Annotated in this window: 10 protein-coding genes; 5 read left to right on the forward strand and 5 right to left on the reverse strand. The window is 70.4% G+C overall.

What is annotated here, in order from left to right; translation table 11 throughout:
- Window positions 1-106: 106 nt before the first annotated feature.
- On the reverse strand, window positions 107-2,173 hold the full coding sequence (locus tag D7Y15_RS28395) for an ATP-dependent helicase (RefSeq protein ID WP_121754526.1): 2,067 nt from the start codon (window positions 2,171-2,173) through the stop codon (window positions 107-109).
- A 34-nt stretch (window positions 2,174-2,207) separates the two neighbouring features.
- Between D7Y15_RS28395 and D7Y15_RS28400 the strand changes: the two genes are divergently transcribed.
- Entirely contained in the window at window positions 2,208-2,768 is a 561-nt protein-coding gene (locus D7Y15_RS28400; RefSeq protein WP_233597000.1) for a hypothetical protein, read from the forward strand.
- Between the two features lie 28 nt (window positions 2,769-2,796).
- The gene (locus D7Y15_RS28405; protein WP_120577036.1) at window positions 2,797-3,294 is read left to right on the forward strand and encodes a caib/baif family protein; all 498 of its coding nucleotides are present in this window, start codon (window positions 2,797-2,799) and stop codon (window positions 3,292-3,294) included.
- A gap of 33 nt (window positions 3,295-3,327) precedes the next feature.
- Here D7Y15_RS28405 and D7Y15_RS28410 read toward each other — a convergent pair whose 3' ends face one another.
- Both D7Y15_RS28410 and D7Y15_RS28415 read right to left on the reverse strand, forming a co-directional pair.
- Window positions 3,328-4,506: a class I SAM-dependent rRNA methyltransferase gene (locus D7Y15_RS28410; RefSeq protein WP_120577028.1), complete on the reverse strand. Its 1,179-nt coding sequence runs from the start codon at window positions 4,504-4,506 to the stop codon at window positions 3,328-3,330.
- A gap of 8 nt (window positions 4,507-4,514) precedes the next feature.
- Window positions 4,515-5,768, reverse strand: a complete 1,254-nt coding sequence (locus tag D7Y15_RS28415; protein ID WP_120577027.1) for a metallopeptidase family protein — start codon at window positions 5,766-5,768, stop codon at window positions 4,515-4,517.
- Window positions 5,769-5,873: 105 nt separating this feature from the next.
- On the opposite strand from D7Y15_RS28415, the gene D7Y15_RS28420 reads away from it, so the two are divergent.
- The gene (locus D7Y15_RS28420; protein WP_121754527.1) at window positions 5,874-6,455 is read left to right on the forward strand and encodes a nucleoside triphosphate pyrophosphatase; all 582 of its coding nucleotides are present in this window, start codon (window positions 5,874-5,876) and stop codon (window positions 6,453-6,455) included.
- Window positions 6,456-6,465: 10 nt separating this feature from the next.
- Here D7Y15_RS28420 and D7Y15_RS28425 read toward each other — a convergent pair whose 3' ends face one another.
- The gene (locus tag D7Y15_RS28425; protein ID WP_120577025.1) at window positions 6,466-7,428 is read right to left on the reverse strand and encodes a DHHA1 domain-containing protein; all 963 of its coding nucleotides are present in this window, start codon (window positions 7,426-7,428) and stop codon (window positions 6,466-6,468) included.
- 366 nt (window positions 7,429-7,794) lie between these two features.
- Between D7Y15_RS28425 and D7Y15_RS28430 the strand changes: the two genes are divergently transcribed.
- A complete protein-coding gene (locus tag D7Y15_RS28430; protein ID WP_120577024.1) occupies window positions 7,795-8,043 on the forward strand; it encodes a hypothetical protein in 249 nt (82 codons plus the stop codon).
- Between the two features lie 349 nt (window positions 8,044-8,392).
- Here the strand turns inward: D7Y15_RS28430 and D7Y15_RS28435 are convergent, their stop codons facing one another.
- Window positions 8,393-9,865 (reverse strand): PD40 domain-containing protein, encoded by a 1,473-nt coding sequence (locus tag D7Y15_RS28435; RefSeq protein WP_121754529.1) that lies wholly within the window; start codon window positions 9,863-9,865, stop codon window positions 8,393-8,395.
- Window positions 9,866-10,003: 138 nt separating this feature from the next.
- Here D7Y15_RS28435 and D7Y15_RS28440 point away from each other — a divergent pair, with 138 nt between their 5' ends.
- Entirely contained in the window at window positions 10,004-10,801 is a 798-nt protein-coding gene (locus D7Y15_RS28440; RefSeq protein WP_121754528.1) for a TatD family hydrolase, read from the forward strand.
- The last annotated feature ends 36 nt before the right edge of the window (window positions 10,802-10,837 follow it).

The raw sequence follows: 10,837 nt of genomic DNA on the forward strand, positions 1-10,837 counted from the left end.
AACCAACCGCGGGTCCTCCGTCCAAAACTCCGACAGAAGCCCGGAAAGGCTGACCCTCCTAGTAGGACGGCGGGATCAAGTCAAGGTTGGGCGTACGGGGGACCCTTCAGGGCGCCCGGCCAGGGGTGCCCGGGCCCGGCCCCCCGGCGGCGGGCTTCTTGAAGCGCTCCTTCAGGTTGGCGAAGAAGTTCTTCTCCTTCTCGTCCGGAGGTCCCTGACGCGGCGCGTCCATGTCCACGATCTCGAAGGCGTCCGGGGGCAGGTCCTCCAGGAAGCGCGAGGGCGTTCGGGGGACCTCCTTGCCGCGCTTCACGCGCACGGTGGAGCGGGTGAGGTAGAGCAGCTCCTTGGCGCGGGTGATGCCCACGTAGCAGAGGCGGCGCTCCTCCTCGAGGTTCTGCGCCTCGCCCTGCATGCCGCCGTGGGGCATCAGGTCCTCCTCCATGCCGATGAAGAAGACGAGCCGGTACTCCAGGCCCTTGGAGGCATGCAGGGACATCAGCGTCACGCGCTTGTTCTGCCCCGGGACGTCCTCCTCTTCCTGGCGCGTGTCCAGGCTGAGGCGGTTCAGGTACGTGAGGAGGCTGGCCTTGGGGCCCTCGCGCTTCTCGAATTTCTCCAGGGACGCGAGCACCCCGTCCACGCCCTTGAGCTTCTTGTCCGCGGCGGTGCCAGAGACGGCCTTGGCGCGGGTGGCCTCGCGGAAGCCAATCTCCTCCAGCAGCTTGTGCGTGGCCTCCGACAGGCGGGGCGTCTGGGTGAAGGCGTCGCGGTAGCGCTCCACCATCTCCACGAACTCCAGCACCTTGCCGCCCGCGCCCGAGGGCAGGTCGTCATAGGTGTCCGCGCGGCGCATCGCCGTCCAGAGCGTCACGCCCTCCGCGCGCGAGTGCGCGTGCAGCCGCTCCATGGTGACGTCGCCAATGCCTCGCGAGGGCACGTTGACGATGCGCATGAGGGAGATTTCGTCCAGCTTGTTCGCCAGGACCTTGAAGTACGCGATGACGTCCTTCACCTCGCTGCGGTCGAAGAACTCGCTGCCGCCCACCACTTCGTAGGCGATGTTCTTCTCGCGCAGCATCTCCTCCACCGGGTGGGCCTGGCCGTTGGTGCGGTAGAGCACCGCGATGTCGTCCGCGGGGACGCCCAGCGAGATGTGCTTCTGGATTTCGTGCGCGATGAAGCGGGCCTCCTCTTCATCATTGGGGCACGCCACCACCTTCACCAGCGGACCGCCCTTGCGGTCGGTCCACATGCGCTTGTCCTTGCGCTCCGGGTTCTTGGCGATGACGGCGTTGGCCGCGTCCAGCACGCGCTGGGAGGAGCGGTAGTTCTGCTCCAGCCGCACCTCCTTGCCGCCCGGGAAGTGCCGCTCGAAGTCCAGGATGTTGCGCACCTCCGCGCCGCGCCAGGAGTAGATGCACTGGTCGTCATCCCCCACCGCGCACACGTTCCTCGCCTCGCCCGCGAGCAGCTTGAGCAGATCCAGCTGGGCGTGGTTCGTGTCCTGGAACTCGTCCACCAGGAGGTACTGGAAGCGGGCCGTGTACTTGCGGTGCAGGTCCGGGTGCTCGCGCAAGAGGCGCGCGGGCAGCACCAGCAGGTCGTCGAAGTCCACCGAGCCCTGCGCCTTGAGCGCGAGCTGGTAGTCCGCGAAGACCATGGAGGTGATGAGGTCGTAGTCGTCCCCCATCCCCTCCGGCTTGGGCTGGGGCGCCTCGCCGGAGTTCTTCGCCTTGGAGATGAGGGTGAGGACCTTGCGCGCGTCGAAGGCGCGGTCGTCGATGCGCTTCTCGCGCATGGCGCGGCGGATGATGGAGAGCTGGTCGCCCATGTCCGCGATGGCGAACTTCTTCGGCCAGCCCAGCCGGTGGATGTCCTCGCGCAGCACCTCCGCGCCGAACGCGTGGAAGGTGCACACCAGCACGCCCTGGGCGCGCGGCCCGGCCATGTGGATGAGCCGTTCCTTCATCTCCGTGGCGGCCTTGTTGGTGAAGGTCACCGCGAGGATGTTGCGGGCCATGATGTGGTTCGGCCGCTCGTTGAGCAGGTGGACGATGCGGTGGGTGATGACCCGCGTCTTTCCACTGCCCGCGCCCGCCAGCACGAGCAGGGGGCCCTGGAGCGTCACCACGGCCTCGCGCTGAGGAGGATTGAGCTTCGAAAGGTCCATTGCGCGCGGGCCAGGGATACCCTTTGATTCGTTCGTGCGCGACTATTTCCTACGGCTGGCCATCGCATCGCTCGCGCTCGGCGTGGGCGGCGGATGCCGTGACGACGAACGCACGACATCTCCCACCCCGCGCGACGTGGTGACGACCGCCGCACCGTGCGTGTACTTCAAGGACCTGGCGCCGTTCCTGCCGGAGTCCCTGGAGGGCTTCACGGTGGGTTCCACCGCGGGCTCCACGGGGAAGTACGGCGAGGTGTCCGTGTCGGAGGCGGAGCGCACCTACACCCGGGGCGAAGGCCGCGAGGTGAAGGTGCGCATCGTGGACACCACCATGGGGTTGAAGCTGGGGGAGGCCATCCGCGAGGCGGCGCAGAAGGCGAAGGGCCGCGCGGCGAGCGACCCGACGGCGCCCATCCAGTGGAAGGAGGCCGTGGGCTTCGTGCGCTATGACGCGGACGAGGCCGTCGCGGAGGCGAACCTCCTGGTAGGCGAGCGGTTCGTGGTGGCCGTCACCAGCCGCGGCTTCCCCAGCACCGTGGAGGTGCGGCGGGTGGCGCGAGGCATCGACCTGGCCGGACTGGCCCAGCTGCAGTGATTCAAGAGTCCAAGGAGCGTTTGTGGCGGTGAAGGACAAGGGGTCGCGGACCCAGACGGCCCAGGAGCTGCTGGAGCAGGAGAAGGCGGCGCGCCTGGGCGTGTCGTCCCTGGGCAAGCGCGAGTTCATGGACCAGTTCCAGAAGCTGTCCAAGAGCTACGCGGTGGACCCGGGCAACCCCGGCTCCTACGCGTGCGAGGGCTGCCAGCGCTGCGCCAACTGCATGTTCTGCAAGGACTGCGACAGCTGCCACCAGTGCACGCACTGCACGCGGTGCGAGCTGTGCACCAACTGCTCGCACTGCGTGGAGTGCAAGAACTGCCACGCGTGCGCCTACTGCGTGCAGAGCGAGAACTGCTCCAGCAGCGCGTACGTGGTGCTGAGCAAGAACCTGCAGGACTGCAACTACTGCTTCGGCTGCGTGGGGCTGTCCAAGAAGGACTTCCACATCCTCAACGTGGGCTTTTCCCGCACCGAGTACTTCAAGGTCGTGGGCCGGCTGCGCAAGGAGCTGGGCATCCCGTAGCGGTTCCAGCCCCCTGCCCCGCCGCGCCCTGCCTTACAGGGCGCGCACGTAGAGGGCCTTGAGGTACTCCGTCTCCGTGAGGCCCGCGAGCACCGGGTGGTCCAGGCCGGCGCCCCGCCGCTCCAGGATCTGCACCGGGCGCTTCGCGTCCGCGGCGGCGTCCAGGACCATGGACTCGAAGCCCTGCCGGTCCAGCTTCCCCGAGCACGAGCACGTCACCAGCAGGCCGTCCGGCTTGAGGCAGCGCAGCGCGCGCAGGTTGAGCTCGTGGTAGGCGCGCAGCGCGGTGGCCAGGCCCTCGCGGCGCTTGGCCAGTCCGGGAGGGTCCAGGACGATGGTGTCGAAGCGGCGGCCCTCCTGGTCGAAGCGGCGCAGCACGTCGAACGCGTTGCCGTTCTCCACCTTCACGTTGGCGCGGCCGTTGGCCTCCGCGTTCGTCTGGATGCGCGCGGAGGCCTTCGCGTCCTGCTCCACCGCGAGCACCGACGTGCAGTGCTTCGCGAGCGCGAGCGCGAAGCCGCCGTGGTAGCTGAAGCAGTCCAGCGCTTCGCCACGGCCCAGCTCGCCCGCGCGCAGGTGGTTGTCCACCTGGTCCAGGAACGCGCCCGTCTTCATGTCGCCCAGCAGGTCCACTTCGAAGCGGTTGTCGCCCTCGTGGTAGGTGAAGCGCGCGGCGCCCTCGCCGTGCAGCAGGCGCACCTCGCGGGGCAGGCTCTCGAAGTCGCGGCCGGAGGCGTCGTCGCGGCACACGACGTGGCTCGCGCCCGTCCTCTCTACGAGCGCGCGCGCGAGCATCTCCTTGCGCGCGTCCATGCCCTCCGACAGCGTCTGCACCGTGAGGCCCTGGCCGTAGCGGTCCACGAAGAAGCCGGGGAGCAGGTCCGCCTCTCCGTGCACCAGGCGCAGGCCGTCCCGCCCCGGCAGAACGGCGCGACGGGCGAGCGCGGCCTCCAGGCGGCGGATGAAGAAGGCGTCATCCACCTTCTCTTCATTCGGCCCCTTGCGCGTGAGCAGCCGCAGGGCAAGCGGGGAGCGGCGGGCGTAGAGCGCCTGGCCGATGGGATTACCCTGCGGGTCCACCACGGCCACCACCGCGCCCGGGGTGTCGGTGGCGGGGGCATCGGTGAGCTCCGTGCGGTACACCCAGGGGGTACCGCGACGCAGTGTCTTGGCGCCCTTGAGGCTGACCCGGGCAGTGGGAAGGGAAGGCATGTCGGGGCTCACTCCAGGCCGCGTGCGGCCAGTTCCTCGTCGTCTTCCCCGCGCAGATGCCCGATTTCATGCAGCAGTGTCACGCGAATCTGTTCGCGCAGCTCTTCGGGGGTGCGCACCGCGCGGGCCAGGTTGCGCCGGTAGAGGGCCACCGAGCGGCAGGGCGTCTCCGAGCCGTCGCACGGCTCCTGGAGGGAGGGCCCCCGGAACAGGCCCAGGATGGTGGGCGACAGGGGCGGCTGGTTGGCGAGCAGGTCGTCCTCGGAGGGAATCTCCTCCGTGGCCACCGGCACGCCCTCCAGGTCCTGGCGCATGTCCGCGGGCAGGTCCGCCAGCGCGCGCTTCACCTGGGCCTTGAACTCGTCCGCCGACGGCAGGGGCGGCGGGGGGAAGTCCTCGGGCTCCAGCGCGCGGGCCTTCTGGAAGTGGTCGTCCGCCTTGGCCCACTGGCCCTCGCGCTCCAGGAGCAGGCCCAGGTGCTGGTGCGCGTGCGCCGCGCGGTCCTTGTCCTTCAGGAGCGACGCGAAGGCCGCCTTCGCCTCGCGGAAGCGGCACAGCTCGAAGAGGGCCAGGGCCTTCTCGTACTTCGCCTCGGCGTTGCCCGGCTCGCGGGCGAGCACGATGGCGGCGCGGTCCAGCGCCTGTTCCGCCTGTCCCAGGTCGTTGAAGGCCATGGCGGCCACCAGCGCCAGCGACGGCACCAGCTCCGGGGGCGTGGAGGGCTGGGACAGGCCTCGCTCGGCGTAGAGGGCGCCCAGTTCGTCCCGCTCGCGCGTGGAGGGCAGTTGCACCGCGTACAGGTGCGCGGCGCCCAGGAGCGCGTCCGCGTCCCCGGGGTCGATGGCCAGCGCTCGGGCGTAGGCGAGCTGCGCCTCCGGCTCGCGGTTGAGCGCGGCCAGCGCGGAGCCCCGTTCCGCGTGGGCGGCGGCGAGGTCCGGCTCCTGCGCGGCGGCCTGCGCGGCGCAGGAGAGTGCTTCCTCGTAGTGGCCGGAGTCGTAGTAGTCGCGGGCCGCGTCCAGGGGCGCACCACCCCGCGCGTCGCACACCGCCAGCGGGTGCACCTCCGCCACCGCGTCGTCCGGGCGCCTCACGGAGGCGAGGGGGCCCGCGTCCACGGGGCCTTCCGCGAGCGCGCCCGCGTCAGCCGCCACTGCGGTGGTGGCCGTGCCCGCATCCGTGCCCGCGTCGGCGTTCGCCGGAGGGGGCCGTTTGCAGGAGGCGAGCAGGAGGAGACAGACAGCGAGCAGACCGCGCCGCGACATGGGCGGGGAGGCTATGGCATCCGCCCCATGCACAGGAAGCGGGGACGTGCCTGCCCGCCTGAGGGGTCCCATCCCCTCCCCGGCTGCATTACCCTCCGGCCTCCCATGAGAGACCTCATCCTGGCATCCACCTCCAGCGCGCGACGAGTCCTGATGGACGGGCTGGGCGTGCCCTACCGCACCGAAGCCCCCAACGTGGACGAGCAAGTCCCCGAGGACATGCCCGCCGACGAGGCCGTGCGGATGCTCGCCGTGCGCAAGGCCCGCGCGGTGCAGGAGCGCCACCCGGAGTCCTGGGTGCTGGCGGCGGATCAGCTGGTGGAGGTGGGCCGCGACGTGCTGGGCAAGCCCCAGGACCGGGACGCGGCGCGCGCGCAGCTCACGCGCCTGCTGGGGAACACCCATGTCATCCACACCGCCGTGTGCCTGCTGGGGCCGGGCGGCCATCACTCGGAGACGCTGGAGGACGCGCGCCTGACGTTCTTCCCCGTCCCTCCGGAGGAGCTGGAGCGCTACCTGGCCACCGGCGAGTGGGAGGGCTGCGCGGGCAGCTACCGCGTGGAGGGCCGGGGGCAGGCGCTGCTCCAGAAGCTGGAGGGCGACCGCACCAACGTGCAGGGACTGCCCATGCTATCGGTGGTACGGCTGCTCCGGCAGGCGGGCTTCGACCTCTTCGCCCGCCCCTAAGCCCCGGCGCTCAGCGCGCGCCGGACAGCTCCGCGAGAATCTCCTGGTACGCGGCGCGGGCCTTGTCGGCCTGGTCCGCCTTGAAGCTCGCCGCGGCCACCACCGGGTGGCCGCCCCCGCCGTAGCGGCCGGCGATGGCCGCCAGGTCGTGCTTGCGCGTCTCCGGCCGCCACGGGTTGGAACCCAGCGAGACCTTGGCGCGCGACGCGCCCTTCCCCACCCACAGCGTGTAGCGCGCGTCCGGATAGAGCGCGTACGCGATGAACTTGTTGAGGCTGTCCACGCCCTCGTCCACCAGGTCGAAGGAGACGACGCCGTTCTCGTAGCGGGCTTTCTCACGCACGAGGTCGATGTTGCGCTGGTGCTTAAAGAGCAGCGGCTCCAGCGGGGCGGCGATGAGCGGTGAGCGGGCGATGTCCGCCAGCGAGTCCGTCTGCATGCGCCGGATGACCTCCGGGATGAGCGTGTCGTCCTTCGTCGCCTCCAGCACCGTCATGATGCGCAGCGCGGGCTCCTCCAGCGCCACCGCCATCTGGGGGCTGGGGAACTGCGCTCCGTCGATGATCTCCGCCCAGTGCAGCAGGTCCTTCAGCGGGGACGCGTCCCAGCCGAAGCGCTCGCGCGCCACGTCCGCCAGGTACAGCGTGCAGCTCTTGCGATGCGGGTCGTGGAACTTCTTGCCGCTGGTGTCGCGCTGGAAGTGGGGCTCGTCGCCGGGCTGCTGGAAGGCGGAGGCGTGGTGGTCGAACCACCAGGTGAGCCGCGCGTCCTGGCTGTAGCGGAAGTCGACGATGACGTTCTCGTCGCCCGTGAAGACGGCCGGGTCGATGCCCTCCGCCCCCGGCTTGTGGGCGAGGCCCCGGTAGCTGAACGTCGCGTCGGCGCGCACGCGCTCCCGGTAGAAGCGGGTAAAGACCGCGGCGCTGGCCGCGCCGTCGAAACAGTTGTCGTGGAAGAGGACCTGGACTCGCATGGGCGCCCGCCCTCTACCGCGAATCCCCGCCGCGTCCCAACCGCACCGCGGTCGCCTGCCCGCAGGGGCTGTGGCCAGGGGGTGACACCCGACCCAGCCCTGTCGTCGCACGGCCTCGGGCGGGTGCGCTCCATTGAACGATGCGTGGAAATCACCGCGCTGGATGAACGAAAAACTCGACAGAACGAGGAACGACCCTGAAGGGCTGAAAAAAGGAAGGCCCTTCCGCCCCTCGGAAACTCGCTACCCGCGAGGAAAACCCCTGGATTCAGGGACCTGACGGGGAGGCTGAGCCCTGGCACCTCGCCTGCATGGTGTCAGACCGACGAGGTACTCACCCGCGTATCGGCAGTAGCGGGAGGAACCATGGCGAAGCGGACCGCAGGCAAGACGAAGGGTGGCACGGTGCGGCGGCAGGGTCGGCGGGTGATGCCCGCGCTGCGTCGCACGGCAAAGCGCGCTCGGGTGGCTGCCCAGAAGGCCCAGCTCACCCTCGGCGAGGTCATCGCGGCGGCGTTCGACACCGCGGGCGGAGAGATGAGTGGCGTGCTGGAGCTTGTCACCTCCCCGCAGATGACCCGCGCGCTGGGCCGCCGCATCGTCGTCGAAGGCTGAAGCGCCCGCGTCCCGGCCCCGCGAAGCCCCAGGCCGTGCTCCGCTGAAACGGAGCGCGCGGGCGCGGAGCTGTCGCGACACGGCTGTCAGCCTTTCTCCACCAGGTGCCGCGTTTCGCGTGAGCGCGGGTGGAGTCCTTCTCCCCTCCTTTTCGTCCTGGAACCTGGATCCGTTGGACTGGGTAATGGATCCACTTGGGGTTCATCCGGACCCTGGACTGCCCGCGTTCGTCACTTCGCGCCGGGTGTGCTGCGCGCTTCGCACCTGAAACACGACGGCCCGTACTCCCTCGTAAAACCGGGAACACGGGCCGGGAAACCCCGGAGCGCGGGGCTTTGGGTGCCTGGGACTAGCGGGGCTGCCAGCGCGGGCGGTAGTCGTCACCCTCGTTGGTCAGCACCGTGTACGTGTCCTTCGGGTGCTGGATGAGGGTGCCGGTGGGCTGGCCGGTGGCCGGGTCGATGGGCTGCACGTAGAGCGCTCCGCCGAAGACGTAGGCCACGAGCTGGCCGTCCGGGGAGAACGACGGCAGCGTGGCGTTGTCGGCGAGCTTCACCGGGGCGCCGTCCGCCGCGCCCGTGGTGGTGTTCACGCGCTGCAGGAAGATGACGTTGCCCGGCGTGGTCCCGCACAGCGTCGCGCCAGTGTTGCCGCACAGCGTGGCCGCGCCATTGATGTTCTGGTAGTAGGCGCGCACGTACGCCACCCAGCTGCCATCCGGCGCCCAGTTCGGGTTCGCGATGTACGAGTCCACGGTGCCGCCCGTCGCGCTATCGGAGGTCCTGTCCGCGAGCAGCGCCGGGGTACCGCCACCCGTCACCGGCAGCGAGTACAGCCGCAGCACCGGGGTGGTGTCCGTGCCGAAGGTCACCGTGAGGTTGTCCGGGTTGGCCAGGAAGAGCAGCTGCGAGGTGGTGCGGTTGTAGTGCGGTTGCTCGCCCGAGGTGGGCGAACCCGCCAGCGGAGCCGGCACGCCGCCGCCCGTGGAGACGTAGATGCCGTTGCCCGCGGCGCTGTAGGCGTAGTCCGTGCCGTTGGGCGCCAGGTCCGGGAAGGTGCCGTTGACGGTGGCCTGCGTGGGAGAGCCGCCCGTCGCCGCGATGGTGGAGATGCCCGTGCTGCCGCGCACCCAGGTGATGAGGTTGCCCGGCTCCCACTCCATGTAGCGGATGCGCGTGCTGCTGGAGGCCGTGCCCGTGGTCAGCACGGTGGGCGCGGCGGCCGTGAGCGGCACCGGGCGCACCGCGAGCTCACCCGCGGCGGCGGTGACGTCGCCCTGCACGAAGGCCACCTGGGCGCCGTCCGGGCCGAAGCGAGGGTAGGCGCTGGCGACACCGTCGGCGCTGAGCGACGTCATCCCCGGCACGTCGTATTCCGTCACCAGCGCGCGCGTGCCGCCGTCGTTGCCCGTCACGGCGATGAGGAGCGACTGGCAGGTGGCGGCCTCGCAGCGCAGGCCCGCCATGCACTCCGCGGACGCGGTGCACGCGCCGCCCTTGGCCACGTTCATCCCCGCGTCGGTGCCGGCATCGACTTCCGTCCCGGCGTCCTCGGTGCCCGCGTCGACCTCCGTGCCGGCATCAACCTCCGTGCCCGCGTCGACCTCCGTGCCGGCATCAACCTCCGTGCCCGCGTCCTCTTCCGGCGGGAGCACGAGGTTCTGCAGCTCGCACTTGTCGTCCGCGTTGCAGATCCACTCCTGGCCCGCCGGCGCGGCGCCCTTGTCACGGCAGTCGAACTGATCGACGCACTCGTCGCCGCAGCCCGTCCCCAGCACCGTCAGCGCCCCGAACAACGCCCCCAACACCACTCGCTTGATCATTTCCACGCCTCCCAGGTCGCGATGCTCCAAAGTCAGGGGGCGCGTCTTAGCTTCGCGTTCACGGGTGCCGGCAGGCCTTGAAGGGCATGGCATCCGAGGCTGTCGGTGATTGAACTGGATTGAGAAGAAGGGTGCTCAATGATCGACACGCACTGCCATCTGGACGCCTCGCGCTTCGACCCGGACCGCGACAGCGTTGTCGCGCGCGCCTGGGCCGCGGGCCTGCACGGCATCCTCATTCCGGCGGTGGGCCCGGACACGTGGGAGCCATTGCTCGCGCTGCCGCGCAAGGACGCGCGCATCCAGGTGGGGCTGGGCATCCATCCCCAGTTCCTGCCGGACCTGCCAGCGGAGGATGACGGCGCGCACCTGGAGCGGTTGGACGCGCTGCTGTCGCAAGGCGGCGCGGTGGCGGTGGGCGAGTGCGGCCTGGATGGCCCATCCCTCCCCGGCGCCCCGCTGGAGCGGCAGTTGGCGGTGCTGCGCGGACACATGGCCCTGGCGCGCAAGCACGGGCTGCCGGTGCTGATGCACTGCCACCGGCTGCACCCGGCGATGATGGAGTTCCTGAAGGCGGAAGCCTGGCCGGAGGCCGGCATCCTGATGCACAGCTACAGCGGCGGCGCGGAGCTGGCGCGCTTCTACATCCAGAAGGGCTGCCACTTCTCCTTCGCGGGCCCGGTGACCTGGGCGGAGGCGCGCAAGCCGCTGGACGCCCTGCGCGTGATTCCGGCGGATCGGCTGGTGTCGGAGACGGACTCGCCGGACCAGGCGCCCACGCCCTTCCGGGGGCAGCGGTCCGAACCCGGCTACCTGCCCCACATCCTCGCGGGCATGGCGCACGTGCTGGGAGAGCCGGTGGAGGCGCTCGCCCAGCGGACGACCGAGAATGCCCGGCGCCTGTTCCGGGAAGCTTTCCCCTCCCCTTCGCGGTAGGCGAGCGTCGCGTGATAGAGGAGCCCTTCATGAACC

Source organism: Corallococcus sp. AB030 (assembly GCF_003668965.1).
GTDB classification, from domain to species: Bacteria; Myxococcota; Myxococcia; order Myxococcales; family Myxococcaceae; genus Corallococcus; species Corallococcus exiguus.